Origin of the sequence: Mesorhizobium ciceri biovar biserrulae WSM1271, from assembly GCF_000185905.1 — a bacterium.
In the GTDB taxonomy this organism is placed as follows: domain Bacteria; phylum Pseudomonadota; class Alphaproteobacteria; order Rhizobiales; family Rhizobiaceae; genus Mesorhizobium; species Mesorhizobium ciceri.
This window is the reverse complement of sequence record NC_014923.1, coordinates 2,479,571-2,495,945: the sequence shown is the minus strand read 5'-3', so window position 1 is coordinate 2,495,945 and position 16,375 is coordinate 2,479,571. Positions and strand designations below refer to the sequence as shown.

The following is a 16,375-nucleotide window of genomic DNA, read 5'->3' as shown; positions in this document are numbered from 1 at the left end:
AGAAGCAGAGATGTCCAGACAGAAAACCATTCTCTTCGCCTGCGGCACGGGCATCGCCACCTCGACCGCGGTCAACGTCGCCGTCACCGAGGAAATGAAGAAACGCGGCCTCACCTTCAATGCCCAGCAGGCAAAGGCCACCGAAGTGCCCGGACTGGCCGACACTGTCGACTTCATCGTCGCAACCACCCCGATCTCCGCTTCGGTGACCAAGCCGGTCATCAAGGGCCTCGCCTTCCTCACCGGCATCGGCAAGGACAAAGTGCTCGACGAGATCGAGGCTCAATTGCGCAAGTGACGGTCCAGACGCCACGCGCAGGCTGACGCGGCCTCACACCACCCTGACGTAGCTCGTCATTCCCGATTTCTGGTGCTCGATGATGTGGCAGTGCAGCAGCCAGTCGCCGGGATTATCGGCGACGAAACCGAGCTGAACCTTCTCGTTGGGCTGGATGAGATAGGTGTCGGAAATCACGGGCTGAACCTGGCGCGTCGAGGACGACAGCACCTTGAAGCTCATGCCGTGCAGATGCATCGGATGGGATTGCGGCGTCAGGTTCTCCATGTCGATGACGTAGCTTTGGCCAAGCTTCAGTTCGGCCAGAGGCGCGGTCGGATCCTTGGTGTCGCCGGGCCACGGCACTTTGTTGATGGCCCAGAAACTGTAGCCCAGCGAGCCGCAGATGCCATCGCTCGGGACGTTTTCCGCCGTGGCGCTGAGCGCCAGGGAAATATGCCTGGCACTGGCGAGATCCACTTCCGCCACCGGATTGACCTCCAGCGGAGCAAGATCCCGAATGTCCCGCTTGAGGGAGTTTCCTGTCGCGCGCAGGGTTGCCAGGATTTTTGGCTTGGTGCCTCTGACGTCCCTCAAGCTGACGATCGCGCCTTCCTCGTCGGGCATGCGTATGGCCAGCTCCATGCGCTGGCCGGGTCCAAGCAGCAAGGCATCGGGCGAAAAACGCTCAGGCACCGGATTGCCGTCGAGCGCCATGACAGTCGCCTTTGCACCGTCGACGTGAAAAGCGTAGATTCGCGTCACGTCGGTGATGGCGACGCGCAGCCGCGCCAGTCCGCCGGCCGGCGCATCATATTGCGGCTGGTCGAGCCAATTGGCGGTGCGCACCGTGCCGTAAGTTCCGGTTCTCGCGGCATCGCGCGGCCGGAACTGGTCGATGAACTGACCGTCGTCGCCGAGGCGCCAGTCGCGCAAATTGAGGACGATTTCGGCATCGAATTTCGAATCGTTGGGATTCTCGACCACGATCACGCCGGTCAGGCCATGGCCCATCTGCTCCAGCGTGTTGCAATGCGGGTGGTACCAGAAGGTGCCGGCATCGGGCGGCGTGAAGGCGTAGTCGAAAAGATCGCCGGTGTAGACGTAGGGCTGGACCAGGAACGGCACGCCGTCCATCTTGTTTGGAACGCGAATACCGTGCCAGTGGATCGTCGTCGGATCGTCGATCGCGTTGACAAGGCGTGCAGCGAAGGGCTGGCCTTTTTTCATTCTGAGCACGGGCGGCATTCCGGCGTTGCCATAGGTCAGCACATCCCTGGTCTGGCCGATATCCATCAGCTTCGCCTGGATCTTTGCCGTCTGCAAAACCACCGGCTCAGGCGTGGCAGCGGCCCAGCCACCAAGCCGGCCCATGGCCGAAAGCCCGACCCCGCCTGCGCCGGCAATCGCTGCCGTTTTCAAAAGCCGGCGTCGGGTGAGTACGGTCATTTGACGCTCCAGCTGCAAAGACGGCTGCCCTGGGTTTATCGCAGCCTTGGATCGTAAGCGAGCATCCTGTGCCTAAACCGACTCCGCCACCGGCCTTAAGCAAAAGACGCTGGCGTGGACGGACAATCGACCACAATAAGCATCGCTGGCGGAGCGGCGCGCGACTATTTCGGCCGCGCCCCATAGGCGGCAAGGAATGCTTCGACCGAAGCATCGGCGTGCCGCTCGAGATCCGCCTTCGAACGCGGGTTGCTTCCGGTGAACATGGCTTCGTTCATTGGGATCCAGAGAAGCATTCCGAAGAGATGGCTGGCCGCCAGACGGGGATCGCTGGTCTGCAACAGGCCTCGACTGGTAAGCTTTTGAAAGCATGATGCCACCGAGGCAAGCATGCGTTCAAAACCTTTTTCATACCAGCTCCGGCCAAGCTGCGGCATCCGATCCGCGTTGGCGATAATCAGACGCCGCAGCTTCAGCAGCTCTTCGTCCATCAGCGTCGTTGTCATGCGTCGGGCAAGCTGCTGTAGCCCACCCTCCATGAATTTCGCCTCGGAAAGCAGCATCGTCACGGACTCGACGACATCGTTGGTCTGGCTGGCGGTGGACTCGACGACTTCGCCGAAAAGCGTCTCCTTGTCCGTGAAATGCTTGTAGACAGTCTGCTTGGATGCGCCTGCTTTGGTGGCGATCTCTTCCATGCTGGTTCCATCGTAGCCCTTGGCGATGAAGACGGCCGTAGCCGCTTCAATGATTTCACGATCCTTGCGAGCCGACCTGGTCTCACCATCAATTTTCATAGCGCCTCTCAACCAGTACTAGACGGTACCGTTCCCGCATGGTAGCCATGGTCACAGTACTAGACTGGCTAGTACCCATCAACGGCAGCAAGGCTTAGACCGATGACCAAAATGATCTTCCTCAATCTACCGGTACGCGATCTGCAGGCGGCGACCAAGTTCTATCTCGCGATCGGGGGCACGCTGAACCCGCAGTTCTCGAGCGACCAGTCCAGCTCGATCATGTTCTCAGACTCGATCGGGGTCATGTTGCTGACGCACCAGCATTACAGCCAGTTCACAGCGCGCCCGATCGGCGACCCCAAGCGGGACAGCCAGATGTTGATCGCACTCACCGTCGACAGCAAGGACGAGGTCAATGTCGTAATCGAGAAGGGCGTGGCGGCAGGCGGTCGCGCCGATCCCAACCCGGCGCAGGATCTCGGTTTCATGTTCAACCGCCACATCGAAGATCCGGACGGCAACGTCTGGGAGCTGCTGTGGATGAACCCGTCGGCCATGCAATAGCCCACAGGAATCGAAGCGGGCCAGGATGACACTGGAGAAGCGATCGGCATTCGCCTGTCGCTTCCGCCAGGCGCGCCGGCATCGGCTATTCAGCCGCCTCGGCATAGTGTGCCGGCACGTAGTTGAGGATGGGGCCAAGCCAGCGCTCGACCTCGGTCAACGGCATCGCCTTGCGGCGTGCATAATCCTCGACCTGGTCGCGTTCGACCTTGGCGACGCCGAAATAATAGCTTTCGGGATGCGCCAGATAGATCCCCGAGACGGATGAACCCGGCCACATCGCATAGCTTTCGGTCAGTCTCACGCCGGCATTGCCTTCGCCGTCGAGCAGCCGGAACAAAGTCGCCTTCTCCGTATGGTCGGGCTGAGCCGGATAGCCGGGCGCCGGTCGGATGCCGCGATAGGGTTCGCCGATCAGCTCGTCGGGCGCCAGCGCTTCATCTGACGCGTAGCCCCAGAATTCCTTGCGCACCTTCTCATGCATGCGCTCGGCAAAGGCTTCGGCGAAGCGGTCGGCCAGCGCCTTGACCATGATCGAGGAATAGTCGTCGTTGGCGCGTTCGAAGCGTTCGGCGATCGCCACCTCCTCGATGCCGGCGGTGACGATGAAGCCGCCGATGTAATCCGGCTTGCCGCACTCCGCCGGCGCGACGAAGTCCGCCAGTGCAACATTGGCCTTGCCGTCGCGCTTGGTCAGTTGCTGGCGCAAGGTGAAGAACGTCGCCAGTTCCTGCGACCGCTTCTCGTCCGTAAACAGCCTGATGTCGTCGCCGACGGCGTTGGCCGGCCAGAAGCCGATGACGCCGCGCGGCGCGAACCACTTTTCGGCAATGATCTTGTTCAGCATCGCCTGCGCATCCTCGAACAACTGGCGTGCGGCGGCACCTTGCGCCTCATCCTCCAATATCTTGGGATAGCGGCCCTTCAGCTCCCAGGTCTGGAAGAACGGCGTCCAATCGATGTAGCGCGCGAGCTCGGTCAGGTCCCAGTTCTCGAACACCTTCACGCCTGCGAAGGACGGCTTCGGCGGCTCATATTCAGACCAGTCTATCCGATGCGCATTGGCCCTCGCCTTGGCCAGCGGCAAACGCTGCTTGTCGGCTTCCGAGCGGGCATGCGCATCGGCGACCTTCTTGTATTCGGCGCGCACCGTATCGACAAAGCCATCCTTGCTCTCGTTGGACAGCAAGGATGAGACCACGCCGACCGCGCGGCTGGCGTCGGTGACATAGACCGTCTGCCCCTTGCTGTAGCGCGGGTGGATCTTCACCGCCGTGTGCACGCGGCTGGTCGTCGCGCCGCCGATCAGCAGCGGAATGTCGAAGCCTTCACGCTCCATCTCGGCAGCCATGTGCGCCATCTCGTCCAGCGACGGCGTAATCAGGCCGGATAGGCCGATGATATCGACATTTTGCTCGCGCGCCGTCTGCAGGATCCTGGCCGCCGGCACCATGACGCCGAGATCGATGATCTCGTAATTGTTGCAGGCGAGAACCACGCCGACGATGTTCTTGCCGATGTCATGGACATCGCCCTTGACCGTCGCCATCAGGATTTTTCCGGCCGTTTTACGTTCGCCATTGTCGATGCCGTTGGCGGCGTTTGCCAGCTTCTCGGCTTCCATGTGCGGCAGCAGTCCAGCCACCGCCTGCTTCATCACCCGCGCCGACTTCACCACTTGCGGCAGGAACATCTTTCCCGCGCCGAACAGATCGCCGACGACGTTCATGCCGGCCATCAGCGGGCCTTCGATGACATGCAGCGGCCGCTCGGCGGCAAGCCGCGCTTCCTCGGTGTCGGCGTCGATGAATTCGGTGATGCCGTTGACCAGCGCGTGGCTGATCCGCTGTTCGACAGTCCATTCGCGCCAGGCGAGATCGCGCTCCTGCGCTTCCTTGCCGGCCGTGCCCTTGAAGCGTTCGGCGATCTCCAGCATGCGTTCGGTGGCGGTGCCGCCGGCCTTCGGCGCGCGGTTGAGCACGACATCCTCGCAGGCCTCGCGCAGATCAGGCTCGATCGTATCGTAGACGGCGAGCTGGCCGGCATTGACGATGCCCATGTCCATGCCGCGCTGGATGGCATGGTAAAGGAATACGGCATGCATGGCCTCGCGCACCGGCTCGTTGCCACGGAACGAGAAAGACAGGTTCGACACGCCGCCGGAAATGTGGACATGCGGCAGCGTCGCGGTGATCTCGCCGGCCGCCTCGATGAAGTCGACGCCGTAATTGTCGTGCTCCTCGATGCCGGTGGCGATGGCGAAGACATTGGGATCGAAGACGATGTCCTCGGGCGGGAAGCCGGCCTGCTCGGTCAGGAGCTTGTAGGCGCGGGTGCAGATCTCGACCTTGCGCGCCTTGGTGTCGGCCTGGCCGTCCTCGTCGAAGGCCATAACGACGACGGCGGCGCCATAGGCGCGGACCAGCCTGGCATGATGCAGGAAGGCTTCTTCGCCCTCCTTCATCGAGATGGAGTTGACCAGCGGCTTGCCCTGCACGCATTTCAAGCCGGCTTCGATGATCTCCCATTTCGAACTGTCGACCATGACAGGAACGCGGGCGATGTCCGGCTCGGCGGCGATCAGGTTGAGGTATTCGACCATGGCCTTCTTCGAATCGATCAGACCCTCGTCCATGTTGATGTCGATGATCTGCGCGCCGTTGGCGACCTGGTCGCGGGCGACGTCGAGCGCGGCGACATAGTCGCCCGCCGTGATCAGTTTCCGGAACTTGGCCGAGCCGGTGACATTGGTTCGCTCGCCGACATTGACGAAGGGGATCTCGTCGGTGAGCGTGAATGGCTCCAGCCCGGACAGGCGCATCCTGGGCTCAATGTCCGGAATGGCGCGCGGCGGATACTTCCGCACCGCCTCGGCGATGGCGCGGATGTGCTCCGGCGTCGAGCCGCAGCAGCCGCCGACGACATTGACCAGTCCCTCACGCGCGAAATCCTCGATCTGGGCGGCCATGAAGTCCGGGCTTTCGTCATACCGGCCGAATTCGTTGGGCAGGCCGGCATTCGGATAAGCGCAGACAAAGGTGTCGGCGACACCGGATATTTCGGCCAGATGCGCTCGCATGGCGTTGGCGCCGAGCGCGCAGTTGAGGCCGATGGTGAAGGGGCTGGCGTGCCGCACCGAATGCCAGAAGGCGGTCGGCGTCTGGCCCGACAGCGTGCGGCCGGAGAGGTCCGTGATGGTGCCCGATATCATCACGGGCAGGCGCACGCCCTTCTCGATGAAGATCTCTTCCGCCGCGAAGATCGCCGCCTTGGCGTTCAGCGTGTCGAAGATGGTCTCGATCAGGATGATGTCGGCGCCGCCATCGATCAACCCGCGCAGCTGCTCGCCATAGGCGAGGCGCAAATCGTCGAAGGTCACGGCGCGATAGCCGGGATTGTTGACGTCGGGCGACATCGAGGCGGTGCGGTTGGTCGGCCCGAGCGCTCCGGCGACAAACCTTCGCTTGCCGTCCTGCTGCTCGGCCCGAACAGCGGCGCGCCTGACCAGCCGCGCGCCATCGCGGTTCAGCGCATAGACGGCATCTTCCATGCCGTAGTCGGCCTGGGCGATCGAGGTCGAGGAGAAAGTATTGGTCTCCAGGATGTCGGCGCCTGCGATGGCGTATTGATAATGGATCTCCTCGATCGCCCCGGGCTGGGTCAGGATCAGGAGGTCGTTGTTGCCCTGCTGATGGCAGGCGCAGCCGGCGAAAGCCTCGCCGCGGAATTGGTCCTCGTTAAACCCGAGGCCCTGGATCTGCGTGCCCATGGCGCCGTCGAGAATGAGAATGCGTTCGCGCGCCGCCGCGGTGAGTGCAGCAAGCACCTCCGAGCCGTCGGGTTTTGCCGTGACGGGGCCGAACAATGCGTCCAGCGAGGCAGAATTCTGCGACATTTTTTATCCCTTTGGCGACAGGCCTTTTCATGTCACATAAGGATATCTTTATGTCAATATACGACAGATGCGCGTGATTGTCACCCACCCAACGCGAAGGCGGGTCCGTGGCGCCGGTTTCCGACGGACCTACGCTCTGTCGACGCTTGCCAGGAAGCGGGCGAGGACCGGATTGAAGCGATCCGGCGAATCCCAGAACGGCGCGTGGCCGGATTTGTCGAGCAGATGGGTCTTGCCTTCCCATAGATTGGAGAATTTCACAGCCGAGACGAAATCGGTGTTGACGAATGGCTCGTCGATGCCGTTCAGAACGGCGATCGGCGGCGTCTTGCCGGCCACGATCTCGCGCTGGTTCCGGCCGGTGCCGGCCGCGAACTTTTCGAACATCAGGCGCCGCGCCCGTCCATCGGTGCGCGCCACCGTGTCGATGAGAAACGGCTCGAACGGCTCGCCGCAAGTGCTGCGCGCATAGGCCTCCACGTCGGCGCCGGTGAAGGTCTCCTGCCCGGCGAGATGCATATGCGGGCTCGGCTTGAATCCGCTGCCGACCTCCTCGGGCGAGACAGGCGGCGTGCCGGTGATCATCAAGCCAAGCAGGCCGGGAAAGCGGTCGATCATCTCAAGCCCGATATGGCCGCCGAGCGACCAGCCGAAGACGATGGCCTTGTCGATGCCGAGCAGCCCGAGCACTTCGGTCATGGCATCGGCATAGCCTTCCATGCTGTAGGAACGCTCTGGATCGATCGCATCGCCGGACGCTCCATGGCCGGGCAGGTCGGGAGCGATGAGATGATATCGCTCGCCCAACGGGCCGTCCAACTGGTTGCGGAAAACGGCACTGGAAGATGAATTGCCGTGGATCAGCATGACAGCGGTTCCCTGGCCGCTGGTCTCACGCACCGCGATCTTGCCGTGGCTGGTTTCAAGGGTCTTCTGCGAGATCGTCATTATCCGCTCCGTCGGGACTTGCCCTGTTTTAATGCAGTTGCGCAGCAAAGCGCCACGGCTTCCATACCTTTGCGGGAACCTTGTTCCCGGCCAGATTGCGTTGAAAAAACCTTTTCAAATAAGAACAATTATGCGTAGATTGTCAATTATCCAACTCCCGATGAACGGGAGGAAAACAGGGAACAGCACGATGAAGCCCAAATCCGCCGCAAGTCGAATCCGCCATATGCTGATGAGCACGACGTTGATCGGCATGTTTGCCGCATCAGCCGCCCCCGCCTTTGCCGACGTCGTCAAGATCGGCCTGCTTGCGCCGCTCACCGGCCCTGCCGCGGCGGACGGCCAGGAATTCCAGCGCGGCGTGCAGATGGCCATCGACGAAGCGAACGCAGCCGGCGGCGTTGCCGGGGATACGTTCGAACTGGTGGTCGGCGACGTCAAGGATCAGTCCGCCGGCAACGTCACCAGCGCCGTCGAACGCCTGCTTGGCGATCCGGGCGTGCACTTCATGCTGACCGGCTATGCCAGCCTGACCAATTTCGAGATCGACAACATGGCCGAGGCGGAAATGCCCTACATGCTGGCGGCCACCTCGCAGCAGACCAGGGACATCATCGCGCCGAGCCCCGACAAATACATGTGCTGCTGGTCACTGACGCCTTCCTTCGACGCCTACAACACCGACGTCACCCTGTTCGTCGAGAAGCTCGCGGCCGACGGCAAGATCACCCTGCCGGCCAAGAAGGTCGCCATCATCTCGTCCGACAACGCCTATTCGAAGACCATCTCCGAAGGCATGAAGAAGACCTTCAAGGACAAGGGCTGGACCATCACCGTCGACGAGATCGTACCCTTCGGCGAAGTGACCGACTGGCGTTCGATCCTCGCCAAGGTGCGCGAGAACGTTCCCGATGTCGTCATCAACACCGACTATCTGCCGGGCAATTCGGCGTCGTTCCTCAACCAGTTCCTCGAGCAGCCGACCAAGAGCCTCGTCTTCCTGCAATACGCGCCGAGCGTTCCGGAATTCGTCGAGCTGACCGGCAAGAAATCGGATGGCGTCATCTACAACCTGCTCGGCGGCGCGCTGACGACGCCGAAGAACCCGCGCGCCGATGAGGTGGCAGCCAAGTTCAAGGCAAAATACGGCGTCGAGAGCGGCACCTACGGCGTCGGCCTCTACGAAATGACCAATGTCTATTTCGACGCGGTCAAGAAGGTCGGGGGTGCATCCGACCATGCGGCGATCATGAAGGCGCTGTCGGAGACGGACAAGCAGGTCGCGGAAGGGCGGCTGAAATTCGATCCCGCCACCCACCTTGCCACGCAGGGCGACGACTATATTCCGATCACCTTCTTCCAGATCTGGGATGGCCAGCGCACGCTGATCTCGCCGGAGAAATATGCCACCGGCGCCTTCAAGCTCCAGCCTTGGATGAAGTAGGGAATGGCCCTGCTTGAACTGGACGGCGTGTCGAAGGCCTTCGGTTCGCTGAAGGCCGTCGATGGCGTGTCGTTCAAGGTCGAGGCCGGCGAGATCTTCGGCATCGCCGGCCCGAACGGCAGCGGCAAGAGCACGCTGTTCAACATCATCACCGGCATCCCGTTCGGGCCCGACCGGGGCCAGATCCGCTTTGACGGCATTGCCATAAACGGCAAATCGGGACACGCCATCGCGCGCCTCGGCCTTGCCCGGACCTTTCAGCGCGAGACCAGCTTCGACGGGCTGACCGTGTTCGAGAACGCGCTGATCGGCGCCAGCTACGGCAAGCAGGAAAAGACAGCGGCCACGGCCCGCAATGCCGCCGCCGAGGCGCTGGAGTTCGTCGGCCTGGGATCCCAGTCGTTCGGCCGGCTTGCCGGCGAATTGTCCGTGTTCGAGCGCAAATGCCTGATGCTTGCCACGGCGATCGCCATGCAGCCGCGCATGCTCTTGCTCGACGAGCCGGCATCGAGCCTGACCAAGCCCGAGATCGAGACGTCGATCGGCCTGATCCGCCGCACCGCCGAACGCGGCATCACCATCCTGTTGATCGAGCACGTGCTGACTTTCCTGATGAGCCTTTCGCAGCATCTGCTGGTGCTCAACAATGGCCGCGTCCTGGCCGCCGGCGATCCGGCAGGCGTGATCGCCGATCCGCACGTCATCGAGGCCTATCTCGGCACGAGGAGGTCGGCGGCGTGAATCCCATTCTCAGCGTCGAAGGCGTCACCGCCGGCTATGGCCGCGTCACCGTGCTGCACGATATCTCGCTGGAGGCCGGGCGTTTCGGCAATGTCGGCCTGTTCGGCCCCAACGGCCATGGCAAGACGACGCTGCTGCGTGCGATCTCCGGGCTTCTGCAACCGAAGAGCGGCCGCATCCTGTTCGACGGGCAAGACATTGTCGGCCACAGCGCACGCGCCATCGTCGGCGCCGGCCTGATCCATGTGCCGCAAGGCAACCGGCTGTTTCCCGATCTCTCGATCGCCGACTGCATGGCGCTCGGCGCCTATTCGCCGCGGGCCCGGCCGCATGAGGCGGAAAACCGCGAAAAGGTGGTCAAGCTGTTCCCGAAACTGGCGGAACGCTGGCGCCAGCGCGTGCGCACGCTGTCGGGCGGCGAGCGCCAGATGGTGTCGATCGGCACGGCGCTGATGAGCCATCCGCGCCTGCTGATCCTCGACGAGCCGACGCTGGGGCTGGCGCCCAAGATCAAGGACGAGCTCTGCGCCTCCGTCATGGACATTTCGCGCGGCGGCGTACCGCTCATCGTCGTCGAGCAGGACATCGAATTCCTGCTGGAGCTGACGCAGCAACTCTACCTCGTCAACCATGGCGCCGTTGCGACCGAGATCAAGCCGGGCGAAAGCCTCGACCACGGCGAGATCATGTCGATGTATTTTGGCCATTAGGAAAATCCGAAGATGAGCGCATTGGCGGAAATCCTGTTCGGCGGCCTGTTCCAAGGCTCGCTCTACGCCATGATGGCGGTCGGGCTGGCTCTGGTCTGGACGACGATCGGCGTGTTCAATTTCAGCCATGGCGTGTTCATGATGCTGGGCGCCTACATCGCCTGGCAGCTGGTCGAACTCGGCCTGCCGGCGGCGGTCGCCTTTCCCATCGCCGTCGTCGTCATGGCCGGCGTCGGCTGGATCCTGCAGGCGAGTGTCGTGCGGCCGCTGATCGGCCGACCCAACATCGTGCTGGTCGTCGTCATCACCACGCTGGCAGCCGGGTCGCTGATCGAGAACGGCGCGCTGACCATCTGGGGACCGCGCTCGAAGCAGATCCCGGCGCTGATCACCGGCAACACCACCGTCGGCGGCGTCGGCGTCTCCCTGCACCAGATCGCCATCATCGTCATCACGCCGCTGATCCTGGCCGCACTTTGTATGTTCCTCAACCGCACGCGGCTCGGGCTGGCGCTGCGCGCCGTGGCGCAGAATGAAGATGCCAGCCATCTGGTCGGGCTGAACGTCACCGCGCTCTATGGGCTGGCCTTCGCCATTGCCGCGTCGCTTGCAGGCCTCGCCGGCATCTTCATGGGTGGCTATCGTTTCATGTCGCCGGTGATGGGCAGCGACCCGCTGCTCAAGGCGCTGATCGTCGTCGTCTTCGGCGGCATATCGAGCATCTCGGGACCGATCTTCGCCGCCTATCTGATCGGCTTCTTCGAGGCCGCCTGCAGCTATTATTTCGGCCTGTACTGGACGCCGGCGCTGCTGTTCGGCGTGCTGATCCTGACCCTGATGGTGCGCCCCGAGGGCATCTTTGCCAGCCGCTCCCGAGGCCTAGCATGACCGATACGACATCGCCGGTTACCCTTAGCCACACAGCGGCGGCAACCCCGATTGCTCCCGGCCGTACGCCGTGGAAGCAGGAGGCCATCGGCTTCGTGCTCGGCTTCGCCTTGCTGGCACTGCTGCCGTTGATCTTCGGCGACACCTATGCCCGCCACATCCTAATCATGGCCTTCATCTATGCGATCGTCGCCTCGAACTGGGACCTCAGCCTCGGCTATGGCGGCGTCTTCAATTTCGGCCATCTGGCGCTGTTCGGCATCGGCGTCTATGCCTACAGCCTGCTCACCAAGCTGGCCGAATTCGACCCGTGGATCGCGCTGTTTGCCAGCGGTGTCATCGCCACCCTGGCGGCGATCCTGGTGACCATCCCGATCCTGCGGCTGAAGGGCATCTACATCATCCTGGTCACTTTCGGCTTCGCGCAGCTGGTGATGCAGGTAATCATCAGCCAGTCCGCCATCACCGGCGGCACGCAAGGGTTGGTGCGCATTCCCGGGCTATACGTGTTCGACCACAACATGGTCCGTGACGGCAAATCAGCCTATTTCTACATCGCGTTGGCGCTGCTGGTGGCGAGTACCCTGTTCCTGCGCGTGTTCGTGCGCTCGCGCACCGGGGCCAGCATCGTCGCCTTGCGCGACAATGAGGAATACGCCATCAGCCGCGGCGTCTCGATCGTGCGCCAGCGCATGCTGACGCTTGCCGCGAGCGCCTTCTTCACCGGCATCGCCGGCGCCTTCTACGCCGCCTACCAGCGCAATGCCTCGATCGACGTCTTCGGCATGAGCCTTGCGACCATCATCCTGTCGATGGTGCTGCTTGGCGGCACCAGCACTATTTACGGCGCCATCATCGCCTCTTTCGTGCTGACGATCTTCGCCGAATGGATGGCCGATTTCGGCGCGTGGCGGCCGATGATCACGGCGGTGCTGATCATCGGCGTGATGCTGGCCTACCCGAGCGGCTTGGTCGGCATGATCAAGGCTTCATGGGGCGCCGTCGCCGGACGCCTGAAGCGCCCCGCCTGATCGGCTCGGAGCGGCGGCTCCGCCTCAGCGGATGCCGCACCAATCGATGACGGACGCCGCGATCACCTTGGCGGTCTCGACCACCGATTCGACCTCGACATATTCGTCGGAACCGTGAAAGCCGTCGCCCGACGGGCCGAAGATGACACCGTCGACGCCGGCGCCGGCATAGTGCGCGGCATCGCACACGGCGACGAAGCCACGCGCCTGCGGCGCCTTGCCGACTACCGCCTTGCGCTTCATCAGCGATATCACCAGCGGATGGTCGACCGGCGTGTTCATCGGCGGAAAATGCAGCCCGCCGAGCTCCCATTGGATCGCAGGCGGGTTGTCGCGCAGCCACGCATCGGTCTGCGCGAAATGGTGGACGAACGCCTCGAAATCGCGGCGGTAGTCGGCCGAATTCTCGTCGGGCAGGAATTTCATGTCGAGATCGAGCACCGCGACATCGGGAATGATGGCCGGGTTGGTCATCACGGTCGGCAGGCCGTGCTCGCCAAGGCCGGTGCCGCCATGCATGACGCCGATGTTGATGGTGTTCATGCCGAGCGGCAGCAGCGGATGCGATTTTGCTCGCGTCCGGTCCAGCTCATACTGGCGCACGGCGGCAATGAAGCGGGCGGCGATCTCGATCGCATTGACGCCCGGCTCCAGCCGGTCCTTGTCGTGGCGCTGCGGATAGATCTCGTTGTAGCGCAGCGCCGAATGGGCGTTGCGGCCACGGATCGTCACCCGCGCCCATTCCAGCCCGCCTTCGACCGGCAGGACATCGCCCCAGGTCGGTTCGGCGACCAGCACCGCCTTGGCGAGCTTGCCCTTCTTCACCGCGTCCATGGCGCCGAAGCCGCCGGCTTCCTCGTCGACGACCGAGTGGATGGCGAGCCGGCCCTGCAGCGTGATGCCCGCCTTGCGGATCGCGCGCGCGGCGGCGATGCAAGCGGCGACGCCGCCCTTCATGTCGACGGCGCCGCGGCCATAGAGCCGGCCATTGGTGATTTCGCCGCCGAACGGATCGACCGACCAGTCCTTCATCGCGCCGACCGGCACGACGTCGATATGGCCGCACAGGATCAGGCTGCGGCTCTCGTCTCCCGCCCATTCGCCGACCAGATTGGGCCGCCCGGGCAAGGCATCCCATTGCTCTGTCCTGAACCCGTCCTGCTTGAGGATCGGTTCGAGCAGCGCCTGGACATCCGCCTCGCGGTTGATCGCCGGATTGGGCTCGAATTTGGGGTTGACCGAAGGGATGCGGACCATGTCACGGGTCAGGCCGATCAACCAGTCGCGATCGGTCTCGATCTCAGCCTGCACGGCGTCGATGATGGTCTGGTTGTCGGGCATTGTCGCTTCCTTTTCTGCGTCGCGGCGCTTTGCATCGCTGCACTGAGCGCAACGACACTATTTCCTTGTGGCTTTGGATTTGGCGGCGTCGTCGGCCGATGACGATAGGACGGTATCGAGCGTGACCGCGTTGGCGCTGCGGATCTTCTCGATGTCCTCGATGCGCTTGCGCACCCCGGCGCCATGGCCCTCCAGCGCGTGGGCAAAGACGGTTTCCATCTGGGCAACGGCCGTCGCCAGCGTGTCGAACGGCGAGTTGGCGTCGATCGCCGCGACCATGGTCAGGTCCGCGATGTCAGATATCGGCGACAGCCAGACATCGGTGAACAGCAGGATGGAGACGCCGCGCTCCTTGGCCTGCTGGGCAAAGCTCACCACGTCCGACTGGTAGCGCCGGTAATCGAACACGACGAGGAGGTCGCGCTTGCCAAGGTCGATCAACAGGTCGAAATCGGCGGGACTCAACGAACCGATGTCGCGCACGCCGGAGCGGAACTGCAGGAGATAGCCGGCCAGCATGGAGGCGATATGCCGGCTGAACCGGCCGCCCAGCAGCACGACCTGGCCCTTGCTCTCGAGCAGCATGTTGACAGCGCGCGTGTAGGCCTGCACCGGCACAGCCGTGCGCGTACGCTCCAGGCTGTCGGAAACCGAATGGAAATAGGCAAGTGCGGTGCCTTCGCTGGAGCCGCCCGGACGCTTGGCCTCCATCATCAAAAGCGGCGAATGCAGCCTGGATTCGACTTCGGTGAGCAGGCGTGCCTGGAAATCGGCAAAGCCGACATAGCCAAGCTTGGTCATCAGCCGCGTCACGCTCGGGTCGCTGACGCCGGCGCGCCGTGCCAGCCGGGTTGCGGTGCCCAGCCCCGACATCGGGTAATCGGCGAGCAGGACCTGGACGATCTTCTCTTCCGCGGAGGTGAACGCCACGGTCGTGTTGGCCAGTTCTTCGCGGATCGACATGGTCATCGCCTATCGCTGACGGAAGATGATTATCTTACAATTTTGTGAAATGGTGTCAAATCTGGAAAAAGTTTTACAGGATTGAATCTAGCCGCGTAGATCGCCCGCATCCGCCAGAATCCAATCCTTGCTCACTGCCATATGCACTTTCGATCTCGCTTGAGTATCTTGGCGGCGAGCCTGGTTCTCACGGACCCCGTTTCGGGGCCGGTTGTTACGGACGTGAAGTGAGGGTCATAACCTCAATCCAAAACCCCATCAAAGCGTCATTGGTGAACTGGTGCCCGCCGAACACGGATCGTGACGAAGCTGAACTGGCATTCGAACTTTTTCGCCAGTTGATGCATCTTAAGTCCATGGGCTACGAAACTCATATCGTGCCGAGTGATGCCGAACTGGCCCTTGCCGCTCGGGGCGGCGATTGTGGTTGCCTCGGCCTGCTGCTGGAACGTCATCGCGCACGGCTCTATGCGATAGCGCTGAACATGCTCGGCTATGGGTCGGACGCCGAAGATGCTGTGCATGAGACTTTCCTGATCGCGCTGAGGCGCATCGGCGAACTCAAGGATCCGCAAGCCGTCGGTGGCTGGCTTCGCACTGTGTTGCACCGCTGTTGCCTACAACAATTGCGTCGAAGACGACGCGAGATCTTGACCGCCGACATTCCAGACCGCCCAGACGAACGCGCAAGCATTGAGGAGCGGCTGGAGAAAGTCGCGCTTCGCGAATGGGTTTGGGACGCCCTACGCAAGCTTCCCGAGCCGCTGCAGGCTACCGCCATGTTGCGCTATTTCGGAAGCTATCAGTCTTACGAGGAACTGGCCGCCATTCTGGGTGTCCCGATTGGGACGGTTCGCAGTCGTTTGTCGCAAGCCAAACGCAAGCTTGCCGAGATGCTGCTGGAAACGGCGGGCCTTGCCGACACAGAGGCTCGCTCGCAGTCTCGCGAGCGCCAGCGATTCTACTCCGAAATTTTCAATGGGCTCAACCAGCATGGCGAGCGTGACCGCTTCCTTGGGCACTTTGCAGAGGACCTGCATCTTGTCCGCGGGACGAGCAAACCAGTGCTGGGTCGCTCATTCCTTGCCTGGGAAGTCGACGCCGACACGGAAGCCGGCGTCCGCCTGGAACCGCAGCGCATTCTCAGCGCCAGCCAGGTCACTGTGATCGAGGGACTATTCGTCAATCCGCCGGAAGACCCTTTCCACTGCCCGCCGGGTGTCGTCCTGGTGATCTTTCAGCGAGACGGCAAGGCCCGACGCTTGCATCTTCATCTTTCGCCGCGTCCGCCTAGAATCGACGACGACTGATCGAACTTTTTCTCCCGTCCGTGACTCCTTACAGCACGCGGGCATCATCTGGCCCGGATGCAAATGGTTCCAGA

The 16,375-nt window shown here is 62.6% G+C and carries 14 protein-coding genes; 8 read left to right on the top strand and 6 right to left on the bottom strand.

Going from position 1 to position 16,375, the window contains the following annotated elements:
- The first annotated feature begins 10 nt into the window (after window positions 1-10).
- Window positions 11-298 (top strand): PTS sugar transporter subunit IIB, encoded by a 288-nt coding sequence (locus MESCI_RS12015; protein ID WP_013530219.1) that lies wholly within the window; start codon window positions 11-13, stop codon window positions 296-298.
- 33 nt (window positions 299-331) lie between these two features.
- Here MESCI_RS12015 and MESCI_RS12010 read toward each other — a convergent pair whose 3' ends face one another.
- Window positions 332-1,726, bottom strand: a complete 1,395-nt coding sequence (locus tag MESCI_RS12010) for a multicopper oxidase family protein (protein WP_013530218.1) — start codon at window positions 1,724-1,726, stop codon at window positions 332-334.
- 164 nt (window positions 1,727-1,890) lie between these two features.
- Window positions 1,891-2,523, bottom strand: coding sequence for a TetR/AcrR family transcriptional regulator (locus MESCI_RS12005; protein ID WP_013530217.1), 633 nt, complete (start codon window positions 2,521-2,523; stop codon window positions 1,891-1,893).
- A gap of 102 nt (window positions 2,524-2,625) precedes the next feature.
- Between MESCI_RS12005 and MESCI_RS12000 the strand changes: the two genes are divergently transcribed.
- A complete protein-coding gene (locus tag MESCI_RS12000; RefSeq protein ID WP_013530216.1) occupies window positions 2,626-3,030 on the top strand; it encodes a VOC family protein in 405 nt (134 codons plus the stop codon).
- A gap of 85 nt (window positions 3,031-3,115) precedes the next feature.
- Here the strand turns inward: MESCI_RS12000 and metH are convergent, their stop codons facing one another.
- A complete protein-coding gene (metH, locus tag MESCI_RS11995) occupies window positions 3,116-6,925 on the bottom strand; it encodes a methionine synthase (RefSeq protein WP_013530215.1) in 3,810 nt (1,269 codons plus the stop codon).
- 129 nt (window positions 6,926-7,054) lie between these two features.
- Window positions 7,055-7,873, bottom strand: a complete 819-nt coding sequence (locus MESCI_RS11990) for an alpha/beta fold hydrolase (RefSeq protein WP_013530214.1) — start codon at window positions 7,871-7,873, stop codon at window positions 7,055-7,057.
- Between the two features lie 190 nt (window positions 7,874-8,063).
- Here MESCI_RS11990 and MESCI_RS11985 point away from each other — a divergent pair, with 190 nt between their 5' ends.
- Genes MESCI_RS11985 through MESCI_RS11965 form a run of 5 tightly spaced genes read left to right on the top strand, consistent with a single transcriptional unit; the run spans window position 8,064 to window position 12,687 of the window.
- Window positions 8,064-9,317, top strand: a complete 1,254-nt coding sequence (locus tag MESCI_RS11985; RefSeq protein WP_013530213.1) for an ABC transporter substrate-binding protein — start codon at window positions 8,064-8,066, stop codon at window positions 9,315-9,317.
- Window positions 9,318-9,320: 3 nt separating this feature from the next.
- Complete coding sequence (locus tag MESCI_RS11980; RefSeq protein ID WP_013530212.1) at window positions 9,321-10,058, top strand: ABC transporter ATP-binding protein; 738 nt, start codon at window positions 9,321-9,323, stop codon at window positions 10,056-10,058.
- A complete protein-coding gene (locus tag MESCI_RS11975; protein WP_013530211.1) occupies window positions 10,055-10,768 on the top strand; it encodes an ABC transporter ATP-binding protein in 714 nt (237 codons plus the stop codon). Before MESCI_RS11980 ends, MESCI_RS11975 begins: the two co-directional genes overlap by 4 nt.
- A 12-nt stretch (window positions 10,769-10,780) precedes the next feature.
- Window positions 10,781-11,656 (top strand): branched-chain amino acid ABC transporter permease, encoded by an 876-nt coding sequence (locus MESCI_RS11970; protein WP_013530210.1) that lies wholly within the window; start codon window positions 10,781-10,783, stop codon window positions 11,654-11,656.
- On the top strand, window positions 11,653-12,687 hold the full coding sequence (locus MESCI_RS11965; protein WP_013530209.1) for a branched-chain amino acid ABC transporter permease: 1,035 nt from the start codon (window positions 11,653-11,655) through the stop codon (window positions 12,685-12,687). The genes MESCI_RS11970 and MESCI_RS11965 overlap by 4 nt, the downstream gene beginning before the upstream one ends.
- Window positions 12,688-12,711: 24 nt before the next feature.
- Here MESCI_RS11965 and MESCI_RS11960 read toward each other — a convergent pair whose 3' ends face one another.
- Both MESCI_RS11960 and MESCI_RS11955 read right to left on the bottom strand, forming a co-directional pair.
- Entirely contained in the window at window positions 12,712-14,028 is a 1,317-nt protein-coding gene (locus tag MESCI_RS11960) for a M20 family metallopeptidase (RefSeq protein WP_013530208.1), read from the bottom strand.
- A gap of 57 nt (window positions 14,029-14,085) precedes the next feature.
- Window positions 14,086-14,991 carry a MurR/RpiR family transcriptional regulator gene (locus MESCI_RS11955; protein ID WP_013530207.1) on the bottom strand — a complete coding sequence of 302 codons (906 nt, stop codon included), beginning with the start codon at window positions 14,989-14,991 and terminating at the stop codon, window positions 14,086-14,088.
- Window positions 14,992-15,218: 227 nt separating this feature from the next.
- Here MESCI_RS11955 and MESCI_RS11950 point away from each other — a divergent pair, with 227 nt between their 5' ends.
- Window positions 15,219-16,301: an RNA polymerase sigma factor gene (locus MESCI_RS11950; protein ID WP_164745812.1), complete on the top strand. Its 1,083-nt coding sequence runs from the start codon at window positions 15,219-15,221 to the stop codon at window positions 16,299-16,301.
- Window positions 16,302-16,375: the final 74 nt, after the last annotated feature.

Excerpts from the sequence above, each read along its gene's own strand:
- MESCI_RS11970 (WP_013530210.1), top strand. The coding sequence starts at position 10,781 with ATGAGCGCATTGGCGGAAATCCTGTTCGGCGGCCTGTTCCAAGGCTCG.
- MESCI_RS11980 (WP_013530212.1), top strand. The coding sequence starts at position 9,321 with ATGGCCCTGCTTGAACTGGACGGCGTGTCGAAGGCCTTCGGTTCGCTG.
- MESCI_RS11965 (WP_013530209.1), top strand. The coding sequence starts at position 11,653 with ATGACCGATACGACATCGCCGGTTACCCTTAGCCACACAGCGGCGGCA.
- MESCI_RS11955 (WP_013530207.1), bottom strand. The coding sequence starts at position 14,991 with ATGTCGATCCGCGAAGAACTGGCCAACACGACCGTGGCGTTCACCTCC.
- metH (WP_013530215.1), bottom strand. The coding sequence starts at position 6,925 with ATGTCGCAGAATTCTGCCTCGCTGGACGCATTGTTCGGCCCCGTCACG.
- MESCI_RS12000 (WP_013530216.1), top strand. The coding sequence starts at position 2,626 with ATGACCAAAATGATCTTCCTCAATCTACCGGTACGCGATCTGCAGGCG.
- MESCI_RS11985 (WP_013530213.1), top strand. The coding sequence starts at position 8,064 with ATGAAGCCCAAATCCGCCGCAAGTCGAATCCGCCATATGCTGATGAGC.
- MESCI_RS12010 (WP_013530218.1), bottom strand. The coding sequence starts at position 1,726 with ATGACCGTACTCACCCGACGCCGGCTTTTGAAAACGGCAGCGATTGCC.
- MESCI_RS11960 (WP_013530208.1), bottom strand. The coding sequence starts at position 14,028 with ATGCCCGACAACCAGACCATCATCGACGCCGTGCAGGCTGAGATCGAG.
- MESCI_RS12015 (WP_013530219.1), top strand. The coding sequence starts at position 11 with ATGTCCAGACAGAAAACCATTCTCTTCGCCTGCGGCACGGGCATCGCC.
- MESCI_RS11990 (WP_013530214.1), bottom strand. The coding sequence starts at position 7,873 with ATGACGATCTCGCAGAAGACCCTTGAAACCAGCCACGGCAAGATCGCG.
- MESCI_RS12005 (WP_013530217.1), bottom strand. The coding sequence starts at position 2,523 with ATGAAAATTGATGGTGAGACCAGGTCGGCTCGCAAGGATCGTGAAATC.